The organism is Pseudomonas sp. AC247, assembly GCF_979258015.1.
Window position 1 is genome coordinate 6,048,104 of sequence record NZ_OZ409829.1, and the last position, 23,887, is coordinate 6,071,990.

Annotated in this window: 24 protein-coding genes and 1 pseudogene; 12 read left to right on the top strand and 13 right to left on the bottom strand. The window is 59.6% G+C overall.

Features of this window, described 5'->3' with window-relative positions:
* Positions 1-16: 16 nt before the first annotated feature.
* Positions 17-661 carry an orotate phosphoribosyltransferase gene (gene pyrE / locus ACZZ0B_RS27355; protein ID WP_008078597.1) on the top strand — a complete coding sequence of 215 codons (645 nt, stop codon included), beginning with the start codon at positions 17-19 and terminating at the stop codon, positions 659-661.
* Positions 662-763: 102 nt separating this feature from the next.
* Here pyrE and ACZZ0B_RS27360 read toward each other — a convergent pair whose 3' ends face one another.
* The 7 genes and pseudogenes from ACZZ0B_RS27360 to coaBC all read right to left on the bottom strand — a co-directional run bounded on the left by ACZZ0B_RS27360 (position 764) and on the right by coaBC (position 6,470).
* Positions 764-1,147, bottom strand: a complete 384-nt coding sequence (locus tag ACZZ0B_RS27360) for a hypothetical protein (RefSeq protein WP_463546688.1) — start codon at positions 1,145-1,147, stop codon at positions 764-766.
* Positions 1,134-1,706 (bottom strand): hypothetical protein, encoded by a 573-nt coding sequence (locus ACZZ0B_RS27365; RefSeq protein WP_008086459.1) that lies wholly within the window; start codon positions 1,704-1,706, stop codon positions 1,134-1,136. The genes ACZZ0B_RS27360 and ACZZ0B_RS27365 overlap by 14 nt, the downstream gene beginning before the upstream one ends.
* 18 nt (positions 1,707-1,724) lie before the next feature.
* Positions 1,725-1,976 (bottom strand): hypothetical protein, encoded by a 252-nt coding sequence (locus ACZZ0B_RS27370; protein WP_008086460.1) that lies wholly within the window; start codon positions 1,974-1,976, stop codon positions 1,725-1,727.
* A gap of 208 nt (positions 1,977-2,184) precedes the next feature.
* Entirely contained in the window at positions 2,185-3,090 is a 906-nt protein-coding gene (argB, locus tag ACZZ0B_RS27375) for an acetylglutamate kinase (RefSeq protein WP_003229488.1), read from the bottom strand.
* A 17-nt stretch (positions 3,091-3,107) separates the two neighbouring features.
* A pseudogene (locus ACZZ0B_RS27380) lies at positions 3,108-4,484 on the bottom strand (phosphomannomutase/phosphoglucomutase); the annotation flags it as partial.
* 316 nt (positions 4,485-4,800) lie between these two features.
* Complete coding sequence (gene dut, locus ACZZ0B_RS27385) at positions 4,801-5,256, bottom strand: dUTP diphosphatase (RefSeq protein WP_463546689.1); 456 nt, start codon at positions 5,254-5,256, stop codon at positions 4,801-4,803.
* Between the two features lie 5 nt (positions 5,257-5,261).
* Entirely contained in the window at positions 5,262-6,470 is a 1,209-nt protein-coding gene (gene coaBC / locus ACZZ0B_RS27390) for a bifunctional phosphopantothenoylcysteine decarboxylase/phosphopantothenate--cysteine ligase CoaBC (protein ID WP_103302595.1), read from the bottom strand.
* Between the two features lie 135 nt (positions 6,471-6,605).
* Here coaBC and radC point away from each other — a divergent pair, with 135 nt between their 5' ends.
* A complete protein-coding gene (gene radC, locus ACZZ0B_RS27395; RefSeq protein WP_008086466.1) occupies positions 6,606-7,280 on the top strand; it encodes a RadC family protein in 675 nt (224 codons plus the stop codon).
* Between the two features lie 98 nt (positions 7,281-7,378).
* On the opposite strand, the gene ACZZ0B_RS27400 is transcribed toward radC, so the two are convergent.
* A complete protein-coding gene (locus ACZZ0B_RS27400) occupies positions 7,379-8,965 on the bottom strand; it encodes an ABC transporter substrate-binding protein (protein WP_463546690.1) in 1,587 nt (528 codons plus the stop codon).
* Positions 8,966-9,413: 448 nt separating this feature from the next.
* Between ACZZ0B_RS27400 and rpmB the strand changes: the two genes are divergently transcribed.
* Both rpmB and rpmG read left to right on the top strand, forming a co-directional pair.
* Entirely contained in the window at positions 9,414-9,647 is a 234-nt protein-coding gene (rpmB, locus tag ACZZ0B_RS27405) for a 50S ribosomal protein L28 (protein ID WP_007920377.1), read from the top strand.
* A gap of 11 nt (positions 9,648-9,658) precedes the next feature.
* On the top strand, positions 9,659-9,814 hold the full coding sequence (gene rpmG / locus ACZZ0B_RS27410) for a 50S ribosomal protein L33 (protein WP_003177274.1): 156 nt from the start codon (positions 9,659-9,661) through the stop codon (positions 9,812-9,814).
* 207 nt (positions 9,815-10,021) lie between these two features.
* Here rpmG and ACZZ0B_RS27415 read toward each other — a convergent pair whose 3' ends face one another.
* Positions 10,022-10,384 carry a cupin domain-containing protein gene (locus ACZZ0B_RS27415; RefSeq protein ID WP_150649022.1) on the bottom strand — a complete coding sequence of 121 codons (363 nt, stop codon included), beginning with the start codon at positions 10,382-10,384 and terminating at the stop codon, positions 10,022-10,024.
* 239 nt (positions 10,385-10,623) lie between these two features.
* Here ACZZ0B_RS27415 and ACZZ0B_RS27420 point away from each other — a divergent pair, with 239 nt between their 5' ends.
* Together ACZZ0B_RS27420 and ACZZ0B_RS27425 are read left to right on the top strand one after the other, a co-directional pair.
* Positions 10,624-12,117 carry an aldehyde dehydrogenase gene (locus ACZZ0B_RS27420; protein ID WP_463546691.1) on the top strand — a complete coding sequence of 498 codons (1,494 nt, stop codon included), beginning with the start codon at positions 10,624-10,626 and terminating at the stop codon, positions 12,115-12,117.
* 647 nt (positions 12,118-12,764) lie between these two features.
* Positions 12,765-13,910 carry an MFS transporter gene (locus ACZZ0B_RS27425; RefSeq protein WP_158830141.1) on the top strand — a complete coding sequence of 382 codons (1,146 nt, stop codon included), beginning with the start codon at positions 12,765-12,767 and terminating at the stop codon, positions 13,908-13,910.
* 185 nt (positions 13,911-14,095) lie between these two features.
* Here ACZZ0B_RS27425 and ACZZ0B_RS27430 read toward each other — a convergent pair whose 3' ends face one another.
* Both ACZZ0B_RS27430 and ACZZ0B_RS27435 read right to left on the bottom strand, forming a co-directional pair.
* Positions 14,096-15,664 (bottom strand): phospholipase D family protein, encoded by a 1,569-nt coding sequence (locus tag ACZZ0B_RS27430; protein WP_463546692.1) that lies wholly within the window; start codon positions 15,662-15,664, stop codon positions 14,096-14,098.
* Between the two features lie 60 nt (positions 15,665-15,724).
* Complete coding sequence (locus ACZZ0B_RS27435) at positions 15,725-17,146, bottom strand: aminotransferase-like domain-containing protein (protein ID WP_008086793.1); 1,422 nt, start codon at positions 17,144-17,146, stop codon at positions 15,725-15,727.
* Between the two features lie 179 nt (positions 17,147-17,325).
* On the opposite strand from ACZZ0B_RS27435, the gene ACZZ0B_RS27440 reads away from it, so the two are divergent.
* Positions 17,326-17,571 carry a DUF1127 domain-containing protein gene (locus ACZZ0B_RS27440; protein ID WP_282353584.1) on the top strand — a complete coding sequence of 82 codons (246 nt, stop codon included), beginning with the start codon at positions 17,326-17,328 and terminating at the stop codon, positions 17,569-17,571.
* 134 nt (positions 17,572-17,705) lie between these two features.
* Here ACZZ0B_RS27440 and ACZZ0B_RS27445 read toward each other — a convergent pair whose 3' ends face one another.
* On the bottom strand, positions 17,706-19,016 hold the full coding sequence (locus tag ACZZ0B_RS27445; protein ID WP_463546693.1) for an NAD(P)/FAD-dependent oxidoreductase: 1,311 nt from the start codon (positions 19,014-19,016) through the stop codon (positions 17,706-17,708).
* A 148-nt stretch (positions 19,017-19,164) separates the two neighbouring features.
* On the opposite strand from ACZZ0B_RS27445, the gene ACZZ0B_RS27450 reads away from it, so the two are divergent.
* Complete coding sequence (locus tag ACZZ0B_RS27450) at positions 19,165-19,518, top strand: YkgJ family cysteine cluster protein (RefSeq protein WP_038359217.1); 354 nt, start codon at positions 19,165-19,167, stop codon at positions 19,516-19,518.
* A gap of 141 nt (positions 19,519-19,659) precedes the next feature.
* On the opposite strand, the gene ACZZ0B_RS27455 is transcribed toward ACZZ0B_RS27450, so the two are convergent.
* Positions 19,660-20,148 (bottom strand): Lrp/AsnC ligand binding domain-containing protein, encoded by a 489-nt coding sequence (locus tag ACZZ0B_RS27455; protein WP_003177284.1) that lies wholly within the window; start codon positions 20,146-20,148, stop codon positions 19,660-19,662.
* Between the two features lie 156 nt (positions 20,149-20,304).
* Between ACZZ0B_RS27455 and dadA the strand changes: the two genes are divergently transcribed.
* From dadA to ACZZ0B_RS27475, 4 genes are all read left to right on the top strand, one after another.
* Positions 20,305-21,609 carry a D-amino acid dehydrogenase gene (gene dadA, locus ACZZ0B_RS27460; protein ID WP_064389549.1) on the top strand — a complete coding sequence of 435 codons (1,305 nt, stop codon included), beginning with the start codon at positions 20,305-20,307 and terminating at the stop codon, positions 21,607-21,609.
* The gene (locus ACZZ0B_RS27465) at positions 21,581-21,934 is read left to right on the top strand and encodes a RidA family protein (RefSeq protein ID WP_008086784.1); all 354 of its coding nucleotides are present in this window, start codon (positions 21,581-21,583) and stop codon (positions 21,932-21,934) included. Before dadA ends, ACZZ0B_RS27465 begins: the two co-directional genes overlap by 29 nt.
* A gap of 95 nt (positions 21,935-22,029) precedes the next feature.
* Entirely contained in the window at positions 22,030-23,103 is a 1,074-nt protein-coding gene (gene alr, locus ACZZ0B_RS27470) for an alanine racemase (protein ID WP_463546694.1), read from the top strand.
* Between the two features lie 88 nt (positions 23,104-23,191).
* Positions 23,192-23,740: a cupin domain-containing protein gene (locus tag ACZZ0B_RS27475; RefSeq protein WP_008086779.1), complete on the top strand. Its 549-nt coding sequence runs from the start codon at positions 23,192-23,194 to the stop codon at positions 23,738-23,740.
* Positions 23,741-23,887: the final 147 nt, after the last annotated feature.

The following is a 23,887-nucleotide window of genomic DNA, read 5'->3' on the forward strand; positions in this document are numbered from 1 at the left end:
ATTTGGGGTTTTTTTCATGCAAGCGTATCAGCGCGATTTCATTCGTTTTGCCATCGATCGCGGCGTTTTGCGCTTCGGTGAGTTCACCCTGAAGTCCGGGCGCACCAGTCCTTACTTCTTCAACGCCGGCCTGTTCAACTCGGGCTCGGCCCTGGCGCAACTGGGGCGTTTCTACGCTGCAGCCATCGCCGAAAGCGGCATTCCCTTCGACGTTCTGTTCGGCCCGGCCTACAAAGGCATCCCGCTGGCGGCAACCACCGCCGTGGCACTGGCCGAGCATCACGACCGTGATCTGCCATGGTGCTTCAACCGCAAGGAAGCCAAGGCCCACGGCGAAGGCGGCAGCCTGGTTGGCGCGCCGCTGACCGGCGACGTGCTGATCATCGACGACGTGATCACCGCAGGCACCGCGATCCGTGAAGTGATGCAAATCATTGCTTCGCAGGACGGCGCCAAGGCTGCCGGCGTGCTGATCGCCCTGAACCGTCAGGAGCGTGGCAACGGTGAGTTGTCGGCGATTCAGGAAGTCGAGCGTGATTTCGGCATTCCGGTGATCAGCATTGTGTCGCTGAATCAGGTGCTGGAGTTCCTCGCGGATGATCCGCAACTCAAGCAGCACTTGCCGGCCGTGGAAGCGTACCGCGCCCAATTCGGCGTCTGATAAGGCATCATTCTGTAGGAGCTGCCGAAGGTTGCGATCTTTTGATCTTAAAAAACAAAATCAAAAGATCGCAGCCTTCGGCAGCTCCTACAGGGTTTCGGTTTAACGAAGGTTTCGCCATTTTCTGAGCAGTTTCACGGTTAATCCCGTGTTGATCAGTGCAAACGCCAGCAACGCCAGTACGACCATCACGTACAACGTGCGATCCACATCAAAATCCCACAGATCCAGCGTGCTGCTGCGAATAATCCCCATCGCAGCCGGCAGGTTGACGTAAAACAGCGCCATAAACGCGCACGTCAACGGCAGCGCCCGCCCGTAAACAGCCTCCCGAACCTTGTCCCTGCTGCGTTTTCTGTTCAGCGGCCCCGACTGGTATTCATCAAGCGCCAACGCCTCACTGAGGGCCGGCCAAGCCAGATTGAACATGAACGTGGTCAGGGTCAGCAGCAAGCCACTGACCGCGACGATGTCACTGAACGGCATTGAGCCCCAGCGTCGTGCAGAGCAAGTCGTGGGAATCCTCACTGATCTCGAACTGCCCGGCGCTGCCCTTGCGTTTGGTGATGGGTTTGAAGGTTGGCTCGTTCTGGGTGATGAGCATGTTCAGCTCATCGCGAATCACGTCCGAGCTGATCACCACCAGATACACGGTCTGCGCATGTTCAGCCGTCTCGATCACCGCGCGCATGCTGTGCTGCAGGATGTCGTCGAGCTGATTGCGAAAACGCGACACGGTGTTCTTCAGCAAGGTTTTGCTTTGACTCTGCGTCAGCTGGAAGATCGTCGAGATCTGCGACTCGGTCGGCAGTGTCTGCCCGAAGTAGCTTTGAATCAGATAAAGCAGACGATCCTGCTTGGCCTCGTCAGCGCGGCTGGGCATCCCGCCCTCGACCAGCATTTTCAGGTATTCGGTCAGGCTGGCCTTGGCGATACGCTGCAAGGCGTGGGCGATTTCTGCGTCGCCGATGCGCAAGGTTTTCTTGACCGGTTCCTTTTGTTCCAGCTCGAAAGCGTCGGCATCGATCGTGAACGAGATCTGCATGGCTCAGGCGCTCCGGAGTTATTTTTTGTTCGAGGGCGTGATGACCTCGGCGCTTTTGATGTCGGCAGGCTTTTCCGGATAAGGGTCTTTGATCGCATCACCTTGGCCGGTGAGGATTTTCCAGCCATTCAACGCATGTGCTGTTTTGCGAAATTGCGGGCACGGTGGCATCGAGGTTTTGGCTTGATTGGAATACTGATGGCCGCAATCGACGCACTCGTAAGTGCCAGGGGAAACATCGCTGCCGTAAGGGACGTAATCTTTTTGCATGGGTAAATCTCCGGTGGATGAAGGGAAGATCCTAGGGAGATTTGTTCGGAGGGAATGTCGGGCGTTTCGCTGAGTTATGTCGGACGTTTCTTGCGCGCATAAAAAAGATCGCAGACTTCGTCAGCTCCTACAGAAATTTCATACAAACGAAATTCGCTTATGTAGGAGCTGCCGCAGGCTGCGATCTTTTGCTTTCAGCAATTACCGATCAAGGACGCTTGCGATTACTAATCAACGTACCCACACCAGTATCAGTGAAGATTTCCAGCAGGATCGCGTTCGGCACACGACCGTCGATGATCAACGAACTACCGACGCCGCCCTGAACCGCTTCCAGCGCGCAACGGATCTTCGGCAGCATGCCACCGTAGATGGTGCCGTCGGCGATCAGATCGTCGACCTGCTGGGTGCTAAGGCCAGTCAACACGGTACCCGACTTGTCCATCAGGCCGGCAATGTTGGTCAGCAGCATCAGCTTCTCGGCTTTCAACGCTTCGGCCACTTTGCCAGCGACCAGGTCGGCGTTGATGTTGTACGACTCGCCGTTCTCACCCACGCCAATCGGCGCGATGACCGGGATGAAGTTGCCTTTGACCAGCAGGTTCAGCAGTTCGGTATTGATCCCGACCACTTCGCCGACCTGACCGATGTCGATGATTTCCGGTTGAGTCATCTCCGGTGTCTGGCGGGTCACGGTGAGCTTCTTCGCACGGATCAGCCCGGCGTCTTTACCGGTCAGGCCAATGGCGCTGCCGCCGTGACGGTTGATCAGGTTGACGATGCTTTTGTTGACCTGACCGCCCAAAACCATTTCGACCACGTCCATGGTCGCCGCGTCGGTGACGCGCATGCCGTCGACGAAGTGGCTTTCGATCGACAGGCGCTTGAGCAGATCACCGATCTGCGGGCCGCCACCGTGCACGACCACCGGGTTGATGCCCACGGCTTTCATCAAGACGATGTCGCGGGCGAAGCCGGTTTTCAGCTCCTCGCTTTCCATCGCGTTGCCGCCGTATTTGATCACCAGGGTCTTGCCGACATAACGTCGGATGTAAGGCAACGCTTCGGACAGGACCTGGGCGGTATGGGCGGCGGCTTCGCGTTCGAGGGTCATTCAGGGCTCCGGGTGGATCAGAACGGTAGTTGGAGATCAGGTGCAACGCGTTTCAGTTGGGCGTGGAACACATCCTTGATGCGTTGCAATTCAGCCTCGTCATCGGCCTCGAAACGCAGCACCAGCACCGGCGTGGTGTTGGATGCGCGCACCAGGCCCCAGCCTTTGGCGTAATCGACTCGCACGCCGTCAATGGTGGTCAGGTCAGCGCCTGCGCCCCACTGTGCGTCGTGCAGTGCATCAATGATGCTGAATTTGCTCTCTTCGGTCACATGGATATTGATTTCCGGCGTAGAAATATCGTTCGGGAAGGTCGCAAACAGCTCTTCCGCGGTGGATTTTTCCTTGCTGAGGATCTCCAGCAGGCGTGCAGCGCTGTAGATACCGTCGTCGAAACCGAACCAGCGCTCCTTGAAGAAAATGTGCCCGCTCATTTCACCGGCCAATAGCGCACCGGATTGTTTCATTTTCTTTTTGATCAACGAATGACCGGTCTTCCACATTAGCGGACGACCACCGTATTCCTTGATCAGCGGCACCAGGCGACGGGTGCATTTGACGTCGAAAATGATCTCGGCGTCCGGGTTGCGCGCGACCACGTCACGGGCGAACAGCATCAGCAGACGATCCGGGTAGACGATGCTGCCGGTGTTGGTCACCACGCCGACACGGTCGCCGTCGCCGTCGAACGCCAGGCCGATGTCGGCGTTGGTTTCCTTGACCTTGGCGATCAGGTCGACGAGGTTTTCAGGCTTGCCCGGATCCGGGTGATGGTTCGGGAAGTTGCCGTCGACTTCGCAGAACAGCGGGATGACTTCGCAGTTCAGCGCTTCGATCAGTTGCGGGGCGATCACGCCGGCCGCGCCGTTGCCGCAGTCGACCACGACTTTCATGCGCCGCGCCAGTTTGATGTCCTGGACGATTTCGGTGTTGTAGCGGTCGAGGATTTCGACCTGGGTGACGCTGCCCGTGCCGCTGCTCAAGTTGTTGGTCTTGATGCGCTCATGCAGCACCTGAATCTGTTCGTTGGCGAGGGTGTCGCCGGCGATGACGATCTTGAAGCCGTTGTAGTTCGACGGGTTGTGGCTGCCGGTGAGCATCACTCCGGATTTGCCGGCCAGCACGTTGGCGGCGTAGTACAGCGCCGGCGTCGGCACCAGGCCGACATCGCTGACATGGCAGCCGCTTTCGGCGATACCGCGAATCAGCTCGGCAACCAGCTCCGGGCCGGACAAGCGACCGTCGCGACCGACGGACACATTCGGCTCACCTTGAGCGAGGCTCTGCGAACCGATGGCGCGGCCGATCCAGTAAGCGGTTTCGGCATTGAGGAATTCCGGCACGGTGCCGCGAATGTCATAGGCGCGGAAAATGCTGTCAGGCAGCTTCGGGGCGATCTTGGCTGGGGTGCTCATCTACGGAAATGCTCCATCTCGAAAGTGGCGGGACAGACCGACGAATCGTTCGACGGCAGGCTCAAACTGAAGGGTATGACGGCGTTTTCCACAGAGAGTTCGTGGTATGAAAGGGCCATGACGCCTTGGCTGGCGTGGCTTTCGGCCGGCAAAACCTTGATTTACGGTGTTAAACCTATCAGCTGATCTGCCTGAAATTTTCCCCTGTAGGAGCTGCCGAAGGCTGCGATCTTTTGATTTTGTTTTTGAAGAATCAAGATCAAAAGATCGCAGCCTGCGGCAGCTCCTACATGGCTTATTTGGTGCCGGTGTGGCCGAAACCGCCGGTGCCGCGTTCGGTTTCGACGAACTCTTCAACCATTTCGAAGCGCGCCTGTACCACCGGTACCAGCACCAGTTGCGCCAGGCGTTCGCCGACGGTCATGGTGAAATCGCTCTGGCCACGGTTCCAGCACGACACCATCAGCGGGCCCTGATAATCGGAGTCAATCAGGCCGACGAGGTTGCCCAGCACGATGCCGTGCTTATGGCCCATGCCCGAGCGCGGCAGGATCAGCGCGGCGAGGTTCGGGTCGCCGATGTAAACCGACAGACCGGTGGGGATCAGCACGGTTTCACCCGGCTTGATCACGATGTCCTGTTCCAGCATGGCGCGCAGGTCGAGGCCGGCGGAGCCCGGAGTGGCGTATTGCGGCAGCGGGAAATCGGTGCCGATGCGTGGGTCGAGGATCTTGGCTTGCAAAGCGTGCATGTAAATTAAACCTGGTTCAGACGTTCGGCGATAAAAGTGACCAGTTGGCGAGCGATCTTGCTCTTGCTGGTCTGGGCGAAAACCGTGGCGTGCAGCTCACGGTCAATCACGCTGCAGGCGTTTTCTTCGCTGTTGAAACCGATACTCGGGTTGGCGACGTCGTTGGCGACGATCAAATCGAGATTCTTGTCCTTCAGCTTGCGTGCAGCGTAGTCGAGCAGGTGTTCGGTCTCGGCGGCAAAGCCGACACTGAACGGACGGTCGGGACGGGTCGCGATGGTGGCCAGAATGTCTGGATTGCGCACCATTTGCAGGACGAAGCCGTCACCGCTCGTAGGATCTTTCTTGAGTTTTTGCGGGGCAACGACTTCCGGGCGGTAGTCCGCAACCGCTGCCGAGGAAATGAACACGTCACACGGGATCGCGGCTTCGCAAGCCGCGAGCATGTCGCGGGCGCTGACCACGTCGATACGCGTGACGCGATCCGGCGTCGGCAGGTGCACCGGGCCGCTGATCAGCGTGACGCGGGCGCCGGCTTCAACCGCTGCTTCGGCGAGGGCAAAGCCCATTTTGCCGGAGCTGTGGTTGGTGATGTAGCGCACCGGATCGATGTTTTCCTGAGTCGGGCCGGCAGTGATCACCACATGTTTTCCGGTCAGTGCCTGGCGCTGGAAACAGTCCGCCGCGCACTGTGCGAGGTCGGTGGCTTCCATCATCCGGCCCATGCCGACGTCGCCGCAGGCCTGACTGCCCGAGGCCGGGCCGAAGGTTTTCAGGCCACGGCTTTCCAGGAGTTGCAGGTTGGCCTGGGTCGCCGGATCGCGCCACATCGCCTGATTCATGGCCGGCGCGACAGCGACAACAGCGTCGGTGGCCAGCACCAGCGTGGTCAGCAAATCGTTGGCAATGCCTTGTGCCAGACGCGCGAGCAGGTCGGCGGTGGCCGGGGCGATCAGCACCAGATCGGCCCACTTGGCCAGCTCGATGTGGCCCATCGCGGCTTCGGCGGCCGGGTCGAGCAAGTCGAGGTGCACCGGGTGGCCGGACAGCGCTTGCATGGTCAGCGGGGTGATGAATTCGGCGCCGCCGTGGGTCATGACCACGCGCACTTCGGCGCCCTGATCGATCAGGCGACGAACCAGATCGGCGCTCTTGTAGGCCGCGATGCCGCCGCCGACGCCCAGAACGATGCGTTTCCGATACAGCCGCTGCATAGGTCTGCCTTTCATTTCGTGGGTGACATACGTGGCGAAACCCCCTCCCCAGGGTGAATCCGCCCGCAAAAAAGATGGGCTAAGATATCACAGCGACCGCTACGGAACAGCGGCGCCCACAGACAGGGAAGTGCTATGAGTATTCGTGATTGGCCTGCGGCGGAACGCCCGCGGGAGAAGCTGCTGGAACAGGGTTCGGGAAGCCTTTCCGATGCTGAATTACTGGCGATTTTTTTGCGCACCGGGGTCTCTGGCAAAAGCGCGGTGGATCTGGCGCGACATCTGTTGAACCAATTCGGCAGCCTGCGGGTTTTGCTTGAAGCCGATCTGGCAGCGTTCAGTGAACAATTGGGCCTCGGCCCGGCGAAATATGCCCAACTGCAGGCGGTGCTGGAAATGGCGCGCCGGCATCTGGCCGAGCGCATGCGCAAGAAGCCTGCGCTGGAGAATCCGCAAGTCGTGCGCGATTACCTTAAAGCGATGCTTCGGCATGAGCCCCATGAGGTATTTGGCTGTCTGTTTCTCGACTCAAAGCATCAAGTACTGAATTTCGAGGCGCTGTTTCGCGGTTCGATCGACAACACCAGCGTGCATCCCCGAGAAGTCGTAAAGCGCGCTTTGGCCAATAACGCCGCCGCCGTGATCCTCTGCCACAACCACCCGTCGGGCAGCACTGATCCCAGTCAGGCGGATCGATTGCTGACCAAGCGTTTGCAAAAGGCGCTGGAGCTGATTGATGTACGGGTGCTCGATCACTTCATCATCGGTGACGGCGAGCCGCTGTCGATGGCGGAGTGCGGCTGGATGTAACTTCCGCTCCCTGTAGGAGCTGCCGCAGGCTGCGATCTTTTGATCTTAAAAAACAAAATCAAAAGATCGCAGCCTGCGGCGGCTCCTACGGGGGCAGGTTATTTGAGGTTGACCTTGGAGTAGTCCTGGCGGCCGAACGGGTTGACGGCGTAGCCCTGCACGTCTTTGCGCGTCAGCGCGTAAGCGGTCGGGTGCGCCAGCGGCAGCCACAACGCCTGCTGCTGAATCTGCGCCTGCGCCTGCTCGTACAGCTTGGTGCGTACACCTTGTTCGCTGGTGGTCTTGCCGGCGCTGATCAGCTTGTCCAGATCGGCATTGCAGTAGCGCGCGAAGTTAGTCCCCGACTTGACTGCCGCGCAGGAAAACTGCGGCGTCAGGAAGTTATCCGGGTCGCCGTTATCGCCGGCCCAGCCCATGAACAACAGATCATGCTCGCCGGCCTTGGCGCGACGAATCAGTTCGCCCCACTCGATCACGCGGATTTCCGCCTGAATACCGATTTCCGCCAGATCCGACTGCAGCATCTGTGCGCCGAGGCTTGGATTCGGGTTGAGCAGGCTGCCCGACGGACGCGTCCAGATGGTGGTCTGGAAACCCTCCTTCAATCCGGCTTTGGCCATCAGCGCTTTGGCTTTGGCGATGTCGTGCGGGTAGCCCGGCAGGCTCTTGGCGTAGCTCCATGTGTTCGGCGGGTAAGGGCCGTTCGCTGCTTCGGCGGTATCTTCAAACACAGCCTTGATGTAGTTGGCCTTGTCGAACGCGAGGTTGATCGCCTGGCGCACTTCCGGCTTGTCCAGTGGCGGATGCTGGCTGTTGATGCCAACGAAAGCAGTCATGAACGCGTCAGTCTTTTCGACTTTCAAGGTCGGTTCTTTCAGCGCGGCTTGTACGTCGAGTGGTTTCGGCGACAGGGCGATCTGGCACTCGTTACGTCGCAGCTTTTGCAGGCGCACGTTGGCGTCCGGGGTGATGGCGAAGATCAGCGGATCGACCGCAGGCTTGCCACCGAAGTAGTCCGGGTTGGCCTTGTAACGGATTGCCGCGTCTTTCTGGAAGCGGTTGAACACGAATGGGCCGGTGCCGATCGGTTGGCTGTTGAGCTTGTCCGTCGCGCCGGCCTTCATCAGTTTGTCGGCGTATTCGGCAGAATAGATCGAGGCGAAGCCCATGCTCAGGGTTGCCAGGAAAGTCGAATCTGGATGATCAAGGGTGAAGCGCACGGTCAGCGGATCGAGGGCGTCGATCTTCTTGATCAGTGCTGGCAACTGCATCGACTGCGCATGCGGGAAACCGCTTTGGGCGACTTTGTGCCACGGGTTCGCCGGGTCGAGCATGCGGTCGAAACTGAATTTGACGTCTTCAGCGGTCAGCTCGCGGCTCGGCTTGAAGTAATCGGTCGTGTGAAATTTCACCTGCGGATGCAGTTTGAACACGTACGTCAGGCCATCGGTGCTGACTTCCCAACTGTCGGCCAGGCTCGGCACGACTTTGCCGCTGGCGGTGTCGAAGTCCACCAGACGGTTCATCAGCACGTCGGCCGAGGCGTTGGTGGTGGTCAGCGAGTTGTATTGCACCACGTCGAACCCTTCCGGGCTGGCCTCGGTGCAGACGCTCAGCGCGGCGGCCTGGGCCAGAGGGCTCAGCAGGAGCGGGGCGAGCAACAGGGGTAGGGCAGCGAGGCGCATGGTCGGTTTCCTTTTACAGATCGAAGGCCCATCTGCAAGTGCAGTCTGGAAAAGGCCTACCCTAGAGGGCTGGATTACAAATGACTATCCCCTTTTTGCATTTTAAGGGCACAGTGATGGCGGTTTTTCAGACCACGGCGCTGCGCAAAAAGTCTGAAAGCCGTGTGCGGATGATTTTCTTCGACGAGTGGTAAAAACCGGTGCCGGCCTTTATCCAAAGCGTTCGCAGGTCGAAAAAACGCTTTTTTGTGGATTGATTGCACACGGAAAGTTGTTGCACCCCGGTCTTTCTGGTATAAAGCAGCGCTCTTTTCTAGGGGCCCGGTTCCTTCACTGTAGGTGTAGCCGGTAAGACCTCTAAAGAAACGCGGCGCCTGGCGCCAAATGACTGAGAGATTAAGCGGCCAACCCATGCCGGGTTGGGCATGTGGTTTTAGAGGGCTGAGGCATGTCGAGAGTATGTCAAGTTACCGGTAAGGGTCCGGTGACTGGGAATAACATTTCCCACGCAAACAACAAAACCCGTCGTCGTTTCCTGCCGAACCTGCAGCATCACCGCTTCTGGGTTGAAGAAGAGAAACGTTTTGTGCGTCTGCGCGTATCTGCCAAAGGCATGCGTATCATCGACAAGCGTGGCATCACTGTCGTGCTCGCCGAACTTCGCCGCGATGGCAAGATTTAAGGGAGCTAATCATGCGTGAATTGATTCGTTTGATCTCGAGCGCCGGTACTGGTCACTTCTACACTACCGACAAGAACAAGCGTACTACCCCGGACAAAATCGAGATCAAGAAATATGATCCGGTTGTTCGCAAGCACGTGATCTACAAGGAAGGCAAAATCAAGTAATTGATTTTTCCCGACTTACGAAAAAGGCCCGTATCTCACGATACGGGCCTTTTTTGTTGCCTTGGATTTCTGTGGTGTCTGTGCGGGCCTCATCGCTGGCAAGCCAGCTCCCACAGGTTTTTGTGTTGAACACAATTTTGTGAACACCAATTTCCCCTGCGGGAGCTGGCTTGCCAGCGATAGGCCCGGATCAGCCAGCAAAAATCCTCAAGCCTTTTGTTCGAAAATCACATAGATCTTGCGGCAAGCCTCCAGCACTTCCCAGGTGCCTCGAAACCCCGCCGGAATCACAAAGCGGTCGCCAACACGCAACGTCTTGGCATTGCCATCGCTGTCACGCAACACCGACACACCCTGCAAAATCTCGCAGTACTCATGCTCGGTGTAGTTCACCGTCCACTGGCCAACCGCGCCTTCCCACACGCCAACGCCCATCTGCCCACAAGGGCTGTCGTATTGATGGAACACCGCTTGTTCAGGATCACCCTTGAGCACTTTCGCCGGATCCGGGCGATAGCGTTCGGCTTCGCTGCTGGTCAGGCTGATGTCGACGACGTTCTGGATGTTCATTGTTGTTATCCCCCGTGAATACGGCGCGATTGGCTGGAAAGGGCCAAAGTCTATGTTGATTAAAATCAACACCGCAAGGCCGTATGGCCACCTTATGTCAAATATATTGAAACAACCCCGGCCGCTGGTTTAGGGTGGCGGGTGCCTCTGGCCGAAAAACCGGCTGGCCGGGCAGAATTCTTGAGGACGCTGGCGAAGATCGCGCGGCGCTCGTATTCAACAAGCGGAGGACACTCGAAATGACCACCCTGACTCGTGCCGACTGGGAACAACGCGCCCGCGACCTGAAAATCGAAGGCCGCGCCTATCTCAACGGCGAATACACCGACGCCGTCTCCGGCGAGACCTTCGAGTGCATCAGCCCGGTCGATGGCCGTCCGCTCGGCAAGATTGCCAGCTGTGACGCCGCCGACGCTCAGCGCGCTGTGGAAAACGCTCGCGCCACGTTCAATTCCGGCGTGTGGTCGCGTCTGGCACCGACCAAACGCAAAGCCACCATGATCCGTTTCGCCGGCCTGCTCAAGCAGCATGCCGAAGAACTGGCCCTGCTCGAAACCCTCGACATGGGCAAGCCGATCAGCGATTCGCTGTACATCGACGTTCCAGGCGCGGCGCAAGCGCTGAGCTGGAGTGGTGAAGCGATCGACAAGATTTACGACGAAGTGGCAGCGACGCCGCAAGATCAACTGGGCCTGGTAACCCGCGAGCCCGTCGGTGTGGTCGGCGCCATCGTACCGTGGAACTTCCCGCTGATGATGGCGTGCTGGAAACTCGGCCCGGCGCTGTCGACCGGTAACTCGGTGATCCTCAAGCCATCGGAAAAATCGCCGCTGACCGCCATCCGCATCGCGGCGCTGGCCGTTGAAGCCGGTATCCCGAAAGGCGTACTCAACGTGCTGCCGGGCTACGGTCACACCGTCGGCAAGGCGCTGGCCCTGCATAACGATGTCGACACGCTGGTGTTCACCGGTTCGACCAAGATCGCCAAGCAACTGATGATCTACTCTGGCGAATCGAACATGAAACGCGTCTGGCTGGAAGCCGGTGGCAAAAGCCCGAACATCGTCTTTGCCGATGCGCCGGATCTGCAAGCTGCAGCCGAATCCGCTGCCAGCGCCATCGCCTTCAACCAGGGCGAAGTCTGCACCGCCGGTTCGCGTCTGCTGGTCGAGCGTTCGATCAAGGACACATTCCTGCCGATGGTGATCGAGGCGCTGAAAGCCTGGAAACCGGGCAACCCGCTGGATCCGGCGACCAATGTCGGCGCGTTGGTCGACACGCAGCAGATGAATACTGTGCTGTCGTACATCGAATCCGGTCACACCGATGGCGCCAAACTGGTCGCCGGCGGCAAGCGCATTCTTCAGGAAACCGGCGGCACTTACGTTGAGCCAACGATTTTCGACGGCGTGAGCAACGCGATGAAGATCGCTCAGGAAGAGATCTTCGGGCCAGTGCTGTCGGTTATCGCTTTCGATACCGCTGAAGAAGCCATCCAGATCGCCAACGACACGCCGTATGGCCTGGCCGCTGCGGTATGGACGCAAGACATCTCCAAGGCGCACCTGACCGCCAAAGCACTGCGCGCCGGTAGCGTGTGGGTCAACCAGTACGACGGCGGCGACATGACCGCACCGTTTGGTGGTTTCAAACAGTCGGGTAACGGCCGCGACAAGTCGCTGCACGCGTTCGACAAATACACCGAGCTGAAAGCGACGTGGATCAAGCTGTAAGCCGTTAAGGGAGCCTGGTCACGCCAGGCTTCCAGACGAAACAGAGATCCTCTGTGAGAGCGGGCTTCCTGCCAAACAGAGATCCTCTGTGAGAGCGGGCTTCCTGCCAAACAGAGATCCTCTGTGAGAGCGGGCTTCCTGCCAAACAGAGATCCTCTGTGAGAGCGGGCTTCCTGCCAAACAGAGATCCTCTGTGAGAGCGGGCTTCCTGCCAAACAGAGATCCTCTGTGAGAGCGGGCTTCCTGCCAAACAGAGATCCTCTGTGAGAGCGGGCTTCCTGCCAAACAGAGATCCTCTGTGAGAGCGGGCTTCCTGCCAAACAGAGATCCTCTGTGAGAGCGGGCTTCCTGCCAAACAGAGATCCTCTGTGAGAGCGGGCTTCCTGCCAAACAGAGATCCCCTGTGTGAGCGGGCTTCCTGACCAAACAGATATCCCTGTGGGAGCGAGCTTTTGTGGCGAGGGGATTTATCCCCGTTCGGCTGCGAAGCAGTCGCAAAATCAGTGCGCGCGGTGTACCTGATACATCGCGCTTGCAGGTTTTGGGGCCGCTACGCGACCCAACGGGGCTAAATCCCCTCACCACAAAGGCTCGCTCCCACAGTGGTTTTGCGGTGCACATAATAATTATCCACAGGAGCGTGGACCATGCGTTGGGCGACGTATTTCGCCGTGTTGGCGTCTGTCTTGAGTGTCGGCCTGGCCTTGGGGGTCAGCATGCCGTTGGTGTCGTTGCGTCTGGAGGGTTGGGGTTACGGCTCTTTCGCCATTGGTGTGATGGCGGCGATGCCGGCGATTGGCGTGTTGCTCGGCGCGAAGATTTCCAGTCATCTGGCGGCGCGCTTCGGCACGGCGAACCTGATGCGCCTGTGTCTGTGGGCCGGAGCATTGTCGATCGGTCTGCTGGCGCTGTTGCCGAGTTATCCGATCTGGCTGCTGTTACGGCTGATGATTGGCGTGATCCTGACCATCGTGTTCATCCTCGGCGAGAGCTGGATCAATCAACTGGTGGTCGAGAACTGGCGCGGTCGCTTGGTGGCGCTGTATGGCAGCAGTTATGCGTTGAGCCAGTTGTCTGGCCCGTTGCTGCTGGGCGCGCTCGGCACTGAAGACGATTACGGGTTCTGGGTCGGCGTCGGCCTGCTGCTGGTTTCGCCGTTGCTGTTGTTGGGCCGCAGCGGTGCGCCGAGCAGTGAGGCGAGCAGCGTGACATTCCGCGACCTGTGGGGATTTGCTCGCGACCTGCCGGCGATAGCATGGGCGGTATCGTTGTTTGCGGCGTTCGAGGCAATGATCCTGACGCTGCTGCCGGTGTATTGCCTGCAACAAGGCTTCACCGCCGAGATCGCTTTGGCGATGGTCAGCACCGTGGTGGTCGGTGATGCGTTGCTGCAACTGCCGATTGGCGCGTTGGCCGATTACCTGTCGCGGCGCACGCTGTTTGCAGGTTGTGCGGTGGTGTTGATGCTGTCGAGTCTGGCGATTCCGCTGTTGCTCGATACGCTGTTGATCTGGCCGTTGTGGGTGTTATTTGGCGCCAGTGCAGGCGGGTTGTTCACGCTGTCGCTGATTCTGATTGGCGAGCGTTATCGCGATGATGCGCTGGTGCGGGCGAATGCGCATATCGCACAGCTCTGGGGTGTCGGGTGTCTGATCGGGCCGTTGGCGGCAGGGGCGGGGAGTCAGTGGATCAGCGGACATGCGTTGCCGCTGCTGATGGCAATCGGCGCGTTTGGGTTGGTGATTCTGCTGTTGCGCCAAGGCGCATTCGGCCCGGTGACCGAACCTGCCTGAACAGGTATTTGGGATAAACCCTGTGGCGAGGGGATTTATCCCCGCTCGGCTGCGCAGCAGTCGTAACACCATCGCACGCGGTGTATCTGATACACCGCAATTGCAGGTTTTGGGGCTGCTTCGCAGCCCAACGGGGATAAATCCCCTCGCCACAAAAGCCCTCTAGAGCAGAGTTCGCTGTTCGATTACAACATGCGTTCCAGGCCGACGGTGGTGCTGAACCACGCATTGAACCGTCGCCACCAACTCCCCGGCTCTTTGCTCAGCGTATGCATCTGGCCATTGTCTTCAGTGACCCAGACAATCTGGCCATCCTGCAATTTCGCCTGATAACTCAACGCCGGCGCCATACCTTGCAGCGCCAGCTCACGCACATGCTCAGCCAGCTCCGGACTGTCCACCAACACCCCGACCTCGGTGTTCCACAACACCGAACGCGGATCAAAGTTGAACGAGCCGATAAACGATTTCTGCCGGTCAAAAATCATCGCCTTGCTGTGCAAACTCGAATCCGAGCCACGGAACGACTTGCTGTAAAACACATGCGGGCCACTGCCGTAGTTATCCCCAGGCTGGCGGCGCAGTTCATACAGTTTCACACCGTGTTCCAGCAGTGCTTTGCGATACGGCGCATAGCCGCCATGCACCGCCGGCACATCGGTGGCTTCCAGCGAGTTGGTCAGCAGGCTCACGGAAACACCCGCATCGGCGCGCCCGGTCAGGTACACCAGCCCCGGTTGCCCCGGCACAAAGTACGCCGAAATCATGATCAGCTCTTTGCTGACGTTCTTCAGTTCCGGCGCCAGTTGCGTGGTCAGCAGTAATTGCGGATCCGGCTCATCCTTGGCCAGCACCTTGCTCGGCGCATCCCACAATGCCTGATTCCACGCCCAGATCAGCTCGTTGCGCCAGATGTCCATGCGCGGCTCGGTGGTGAAGGTCATCAGCTGCTGATACAGCGCGTGATTCTGTTTACGGGTTTCTTCCAGCGATTCTTCCAGGCGCGTGCGGGTGTTCTGCAAGTCTTTGGCGGTCGGTTTGCTGGAGAGAAATTCTTCGATTGGTTTGCTCAGCGCGCTGTTCCAGTACTGGTCGAAACTGTGCCCGAGCTGCTCGGCCACCGGCCCCATGCTGAGCATGTCGATGTCGGTGAAATTCAGATTCGGCTCGGCATCGAAATACTCATCGCCCAAATTGCGCCCGCCGACGATGGCCGCGCTGTTGTCCGCCAGCCACAGTTTGTTGTGCATACGCCGGTGTTGCAGCGACAGGTTGAACAGGCGCCCGGCCGCGCGGGTCACGCCGGTGCTGCGGCCCAGATGCAGCGGGTTGAACAGGCGAATCTGGATCTGCGGATGCGCCGCCAGCGTGGCGATGATCTGGTCGAGGCCATCGCTGGTGGTGTCGTCGAGCAGGATGCGTACGCGCACGCCACGGTCGGCAGCCTTGAGCACTTCGTCCACCAGCATCCGCGTGCTGATGCCGTCGTGGACGATGTAGTACTGCAAATCGAGGCTGACCTGCGCATGGCGGATCAGCTCGGCGCGGGCGGTGAAGGATTCGGTGCTGTTGGACAGCAGGCGGAAACCGGAGCGACCCTGATACGGCGCGGCCTGGGCCTGGATCGAACGGCCGAAGCTGGAGCTGGACGCCGGTAACGCCTGACTTGGCTCGCGCGGCACGTCGAGACTGGCGCAGCCGCTCAGGAACGAGGCGAGTAACAGCAAGGCGAGTAGGGGCTGTCTGAAGCTCACGTAGGATTGTTCCGGTAGGCGGCAAAGGTCGGCATATGGACGCTGATGTCTGGAAAAAAGTCAGTCGGTTTCGGCAAGCAGTCTGATTGCGGTCTCGCCGACCTTGCGCACGGCTTCCTCGATCAGTGCTGTCGGCTTGGCAGCGTAGTTCATCCGCAAACAATTACGGTACTTGCCCGAGGCGGAAAAGATGCTGCCAACAGCAATCTGTACGCCTTGGTCGAGCAGCGCACGATTCAGTTTCAGTGTGTCGAAACCTTCCGGCAATTCGACCCACAACATGAAGCTGCCTTGCGGGCGGCTGGCGCGGGTGCCGGCGGGAAAATAGCGGGTCACCCAATCGATCATCACGTCGCGATTGCGCTGGTATTGCGAGCGCATGCGCCGCAAATGCGGTTCGAAATGGCCGGATTTGAGAAATTCGGCAATGGCGATCTGCGGCTGTGGCGCGGTTGATCCGGTGCTGATGTATTTCATGTGCAGCACGCGCTCGAGGTATCGCCCCGGCGCGACCCAGCCGATGCGCAACCCCGGCGCCAGGGTTTTTGAAAACGAACTGCAGAGCAGCACACGGCCGTCTTCGTCGAAGGATTTGATCGTGCGCGGACGCGGGTAGGTGTAGGCCAGTTCGCCATACACATCGTCTTCGATGATCGCCACATCGAAGCGCTGGGCGAGGGTGAGCAGCGCGCGTTTGCGCGACTCCGGCATGATGTAGCCGAGCGGGTTGTTGCAGTTCGGGGTGAGCTGGATGACCTTGATCGGCCATTGTTCGAGCGCCAGTTCCAGCGCTTCGAGGCTGATGCCGGTGAGTGGGTCGGTGGGGATTTCCAAGGCTTTCATGCCGAGGCCTTTGAGGGTCTGCATGGCGCCGTGGAAGCTCGGCGAATCCACCGCGACAATGTCGCCTGGCTCGCAGATCGCGTGGATGCTGGTGGACAGCGCTTCGTGACAACCGGTGGTCACGACCAGATCGCTGGCGCTCAACTGGCAGCCGGAATCGAGCATTAACCGGGCGATCTGCTCGCGCAGTTCGAGGGTGCCGTGGATGTTGTCGTAATACAGACCGGGCATGTCCTGGCGGCGGCTGATGCGGGCCAGCCCACGCAGCAGCGGCTTCATGGTCGGTGAACTGATGTCGGGCATGCCGCGACCCAATTGCACGACGTCCTTGCGCGGTACCGCGCGAATCAATTCCAGCACCTGATCCCACTGCGAAATTTCCACTGGCCGCTGCGCCGGACGGCCGACGGCAGGCAGCTCCGGCAACTCGCGACCGACCGGCACAAAGTAGCCGGACTTGGGTTTCGGCGTGGCCAGTCCGCTGTCTTCGAGCATGCGATAGGCCTGCTGCACCGTGCTCAGGCTGACCCCGTGTTCGACGCTCAAGGCGCGCACCGACGGCAAGCGGTCGCCGGGGCGATAGAAGCCTTGTTCGATACGCGTGCCGAGCAATTCGGCGAGGTTTACGTAGAGGGTCATGGCGCTGCCTCGGTGCAGAAGATTCGGAAGACCAGTACAGATGCGAGATAAATCGTCAATTCAGTCCGCAGAGCGGCAAATCTGTATGGAGTTAATACAGTTGCTTTGAATCTGTAACGGTTTTGCTCACCCGCGCATCATGGAATCTCTGGCTACCCAAGTAAACAGGAGCGACAAAAATGAACGGCTTGAGCGATGTGCGGCTGACGTTACACAGTCAGGAACTGGCGGCAGGGCAGAAGGATCGTGCGCGCAATGAGATCATGCGTAACGCACCGTCCGGCCTGAGCCGCTGGGGTCTGATGTGGCATCGTCTGCACACGCGCAGGGCGTTGCTGAACCTGACGGCGGATCAGCTCAAGGACATCGGGTTGACGCGTGAGCAGGCGCAGGAGGAGGGGTTGAAGCCGTTTTGGCAGATCTGAACGACACCGATCGTTCCCACGCTCTGCGTGGGAACGCCGCCCCGGACGCTCTGCGTCCGCTGTGACGCAGAGCGTCACTGGATGCATTCCCACGCAGAGCGTGGGAACGATCAACACGATCAACAGAGGGGGGCTCAGACCAACTCTTTGAGGCGATGCCACAACATCCCCAGCGCCAACAGCGGCGAGCGCAAATGCTTGCCGCCCGGGAAGGTGATGTGCGGCACCTTGGCAAACAAATCAAACCCACCGCTGTGCTGCCCACTGATCGCCTCAGCCAGCAACTTACCCGCCAGGTGCGTGGCATTCACCCCGTGCCCGGAATAAGCCTGGGCGTAATACACGTTCGGCTGATCATTGAGCCGGCCAATCTGCGGCAAACGGTTGGCGCCGATGCCGATCATCCCGCCCCACTGATAATCGATCTTCACGCCCGCCAGTTGCGGAAATACTTCGAGCATCTTCGGCTGCATGTACGCGGCGATGTCTTTCGGATCACGTCCCGAGTAATGACAGGCACCGCCAAACAGCAAACGCCGATCCGCCGAGAGTCGGTAGTAATCCAGCGCCACCCGCTGATCACAGACCGCCATGTTTTGCGGTAGCAGGTTGTGCGCCTGCTCTTCGCTCAACGGTTCGGTAGCGATGATATAGCTGCCGGCGGGCAGGACTTTGCCACTGAGTTGCGGATTCAGATCATTCAGATAAGCGTTGCAACCGAGCACTAAAGTCTTGGCTCGAACCGAACCCTGAGCCGTGTGGACTTTGACCTCGGGGCCGTAGTCGATACGCGTCACTGCTGAGTGTTCAAACAGTTTGACGCCCAATTGTTGCGCAGCAGCCGCTTCGCCCAGCGCGAGATTGAGCGGATGCAGATGCCCCGAACCCATGTCGATCAAACCACCGACGTAGCGCTTGGAACCAACCACGGTGTGCATCTCGCTGGCTTGTAGCAGGCGGGTTTCGTAGCGATAACCGAGGCCGCGCAACTCTTCGGCGTCTTCGGCAAAACCTTCGAGGTCGGAAGGTTTGTTGGCGAGGTCGCAGTAGCCCCAGGTCAGGTCGCAGGCAATCTGAAAACGCTCGACGCGCTGGCGGACGATTTCAACCGCTTCCAGGCCCATCAGTTTCATCTCGCGTACGCCGTCGCTGCCGACGACGTTGGCGAACTGATCGAGACCGTGGCCGACGCCGCGAATCAACTGCCCGCCGTTACGGCCGCTGGCGCCCCAGCCGATCTTGTGCGCTTCGAGCAACACCACGCTGAGTCCGCGTTCAGCCAGTTCCAGCGCCGTGTTCAACCCGGAAAAGCCGCCGCCGACCACGCAAACGTCGGCCACCACGTCGCCTTGCAGCAGCGAATGATCCGGCTGCGGCAAGCTGCTGGCGGCGTAGTAAGAGGCAACGTGAGGTTGGCTCGCGGAGGTGTGGGCGCGGGCGGTCATGGGCGTCATCCAACGGCTAAGGTGTCGAGAAAATTTGACGGAGCATAAGCCGCACGCCCGAACGGGGGCAACACTGGTCGGCCTGCGGTGTCTGGATCACGGCTTTTGCGGCACAATTGCCGCCTATTTCACCTTGGTTACCGTTTCGATGAGCTGCAACAGCCAGACAGTCCGCACCTTGCGCCAGCAGATCCCCTCGTTCGAGTGCGTGCCCGGCTGCCACGATTGCTGTGGGCCGGTGACCACCTCGCCGGAAGAAATGGCCCGCTTGCCGCGCAAGACCCGCGCCGAGCAGGATGCGGCGATGGAAGAGCTGAACTGTGTGCACCTGGGGCCGAATGGCTGCACGGTGTATGAAGAGCGGCCGTTGATTTGCCGGCTGTTTGGTACGACCAAGACTTTGCCTTGCCCGAATGAGCGGCGGCCGGTGGAGCTGATTCATCCACGGGTGGAGAAGCAGATTTTCGAGTACATGGCGGCGAATCGGCAGGTGCTGGTTTAACGGTCACTCGGAACCGTGTCGACGCCATCGCTGGCAAGCCAGCTCCCACAGGTTCGGCGTCGTACACAAATGTTGTGAACACCGATAATCACTGTGGGAGCTGGCTTGCCAGCGATGGGGCCGGGTCAGGAATCCCCAATCTCAGTCTGGAATCGGCAGGCTCAAGCTCTCCTTAACCTCTTCCATGACGATATAGCTCTTCGATTCCCGCACATGCGGCAGTTTCAGCAGAATGTCGCCCAGCAGCTTGCGGTACGAGGCCATCTCGGAAATCCGCGCCTTCACCAGGTAGTCGAAATCCCCTGACACCAAATGGCACTCCAGCACGTGCGGCAATTTCAGCACCGCGCGGCGGAACTCCTCGAACGTGTCGCCGGATTTGTAGTCGAGGCTGATCTCGACGAACACCAGCAAGCTACCCTTCAAGTGCTGCGGATTGAGCCGGGCGTTGTAGCCCATGATGATCCCTTCGCGCTCCAGACGCCGCACGCGCTCGGTGCACGGCGTGGTCGAGAGCCCGACCTTTTCGCCCAGTTCGGTAAAGGAAATCCGCCCGTCCGCCTGCAGGATCCGCAAGATGTTGCGGTCAATCTTGTCCAGCTCACGTTTGGTCTGAGTGTTGGTACGCATAGGGGATGCGCCTCCGTGAAAAGGGTTTTTGCCGAGAATTGTCGCCAAATATAGGCGCTTATATAGTGAAAAGCACTGGCATTTCTTTTTTACACTGCGCGCATCATTGCTCTAACAACAGACGTACGCGGCCCCGCCGCGATGAGGGATACAAAAATGCGCGTAATGGTCTTGGGTAGCGGCGTCATCGGTACCGCCAGTGCTTACTATCTGGCCCGTGCCGGGTTTGAAGTGGTGGTGGTCGACCGGCAGCCGGCTGCGGCCATGGAGACCAGTTTCGCCAACGCCGGCCAGGTCTCGCCGGGCTACGCCTCGCCGTGGGCCGCGCCGGGCGTACCGCTCAAAGCGATCAAGTGGCTGCTGCAACGCCACGCCCCTCTCGCGATCAAAGCCACCGCCGACATCGACCAGTACCTGTGGATGGCACAGATGCTGCGCAACTGCACCGCCAACCGTTACGCGGTGAACAAGGAGCGCATGGTGCGTCTGTCCGAGTACAGCCGCGACTGCCTCGACGAATTGCGCGCCGAAACCGGCATCGCCTACGAAGGCCGCAGCCTCGGTACGACTCAACTGTTCCGCACCCAGGCGCAGCTTGATGGCGCCGCCAAAGACATCGCCGTGCTGAAAGAATCCGGCGTGCCGTTTGAAGTCCTCGACCGCGCCGGCATTGCCCGCGTCGAGCCGGCGCTGGCGGGTGTCACTGACATCCTCGCCGGTGCCCTGCGCCTGCCGAACGATCAGACTGGCGACTGCCAGATGTTCACCACGCGCCTCGCCGAAATGGCGGTGAAACTCGGTGTCGAATTCCGCTTCGGCCAGGACATCCAGAAACTCGACTACGCCGGTGATCGCATCAACGGCGTGTGGATCGACGGCAAGCTGGAAACCGCCGACCGCTACGTGCTGGCGCTCGGCAGCTACTCGCCGCAACTGCTCAAGCCGCTGGGCATCAAAGCCCCGGTGTATCCGCTCAAGGGTTACTCGCTGACCGTGCCGATCACCAACCCGGCGATGGCGCCGACTTCGACTATTCTCGACGAGACCTACAAGGTCGCGATCACCCGTTTCGACAACCGCATCCGCGTTGGCGGCATGGCCGAAATCGCCGGTTTTGACCTGTCGCTGAACCCGCGTCGCCGCGAAACCCTGGAGATGATCGTCAACGACCTTTATCCTCAGGGCGGTAATCTGGCCGAAGCGAGTTTCTGGACCGGTCTGCGTCCGACCACGCCGGATGGCACGCCGATCGTTGGCGCCACGCCGTTCAAGAATCTGTTCCTCAACACCGGTCACGGCACGCTTGGTTGGACCATGGCATGCGGTTCCGGTCGTTTGCTGGCCGACCTGATGGCGAAGAAAAAGCCGCAGATTAGCGCCGAAGGCCTCGATATTTCCCGTTATGGCAACAAAATTCAGGAGTCCGCAAAACATGTCAATCCAGCGCCAGCTCACCAATGAGCGCATGAGTCAGATCGTCAGCCACAACGGCACCGTGTATTTGGCCGGGCAGGTCGGCGACGACTTCGACGCCGGGATTGAACAGCAGACCCGCGACGTTCTGGCCAATATCGAGCGCCTGCTCGACCTCGCCGGGACTGACAAACAGCACCTGCTGTCGGCGACGATTTACCTGAACGGCATCGATGAGCACTTCGCCGGGATGAACTCGGTGTGGGATCAGTGGCTGCCAAAAGGCGCCGCGCCGGCCCGTGCCACCGTCGAAGCGAAAATGGCCAAGCCGAGCATTCTGGTAGAAATCTCTATCGTCGCCGCGCTGCCGTAAAAAGTTGTAAAGATCCCTCTCCCGGCGCTGTTGGCGGTTCACGTCGTCAGTCGGCGCCGGTTTTTATTCCCATGACCGCCTAGAAGTCTGCCGCCATGCGTCCTGCCCGTGCCCTGATCGACCTTCAAGCCCTGCGCCACAACTACCGAATTGCCCGCGAAGTCACCGGCGCCAAGGCGCTTGCGGTGATCAAGGCCGATGCCTATGGCCATGGCGCGGTGCGTTGCGCCCAGGCGCTGGAATCCGAGGCCGACGGGTTTGCCGTTGCCTGCATCGAGGAGGCTCTGGAACTGCGCGCCGCCGGCATTCGTGCGCCAGTGTTGTTGCTGGAAGGGATTTTCGAGGCCGATGAGCTGGCGCTGATCGTCGAGCATGATTTCTGGACGGTGGTGCACTCGCTTTGGCAGCTCGAAGCAATCGAGCAGGCAGCGCTGAGCAAACCGATCACGGTGTGGCTGAAGCTCGATTCGGGCATGCACCGCGTCGGGCTGCATCCAAAGGATTATGCGGCGGCTTATCAACGTCTGCTGGCCAGCGGCAAAGTGGCGAAAATCGTCTTGATGAGCCACTTCGCCCGCGCCGATGAACTGCATGCGCAGAGCAGCACCGAGCAAGTTGCGGTGTTTGAAGCGGCGCGTCAGGGCCTGGCGGCGGAAGTCAGCCTGCGCAACTCGCCCGCCGTACTCGGTTGGCCGCAGATCCACAGTGACTGGGTGCGTCCGGGCATCATGCTGTATGGCGCGACCCCGTTCGAAGAAGCCAACGCCGTGGCGGATCGTTTGCAACCGGTGATGACCCTGGAATCGAAAGTCATCTGCGTGCGTGAGCTGCCGGCCGGTGAGCCTGTCGGTTACGGCGCCAAGTTCATCACCGACAAACCGATGCGCATCGGTGTGGTCGCCATGGGTTACGCCGACGGTTATCCGCGTCAGGCGCCGACCGGCACCCCGGTTCTGGTGGCGGGCAAACGCAGTCGCATTATCGGTCGCGTGTCGATGGACATGCTTTGCATCGATCTTACCGATGTGCCGGAAGCCGGTTTGGGGTCGACCGTCGAGCTGTGGGGCAAAAACATTCTCGCCAGTGAAGTGGCGCAGTGGGCCGACACCATCCCGTACCAGATCTTCTGCAACCTGCGTCGAGTGCCAAGGCTCTATTCCGAGGGTTGACGCCGCTGCGGGGGCCAAGTGTTGTAAATACTGAACGCTGTCGCCATGATAACGCTCAATATTCTTACAACATCAGGAGGCTCGCGCCTTGGACGTCGGTGAACGACTGCAATCGATCCGCAAGCTCAAAGGGCTTTCCCAGCGTGAACTCGCCAAACGCGCGGGCGTCACCAACAGCACCATTTCGATGATCGAAAAGAACAGCGTCAGCCCTTCGATCAGTTCGCTGAGAAAGGTGCTGGGCGGCATTCCCATGTCCATGGTCGAGTTCTTTTCCGAAGAAATCCTGCAGGAAGTCCCGACCCAGATCGTCTACAAGGCCAACGAGCTGATCGACATTTCCGACGGCGCCGTGACCATGAAACTGGTCGGCCGCGCGCACCCCAGCCGCGCCATCGCGTTCCTCAACGAAATCTACCCGCCGGGTGCTGACACCGGCGAAGAAATGCTCACCCATGAAGGCGAGGAAACCGGGATTCTGGTGGAAGGTCGTCTGGAACTGGTGGTGGGTCTGGAAACTTTTATTCTCGAAGCCGGCGACAGCTACTACTTTGAAAGTACCAAGCCGCATCGTTTCCGTAATCCGTTCGACTTGCCTGCGCGACTAATCAGCGCAGCCACGCCGGCAAACTTTTAAACAAAGAGGCGCCAGGCCATTACGGCGAAGGCCCCCAAGCTGTTTTACCGATGCGCAACAAGACCCCTTTAATCATGGGGTTGTTTCAGTGTGGCGGGCTACCCGCTATACTTGCGCCCGCCTGCGAACCGTGGCCGCAGGCGTGAA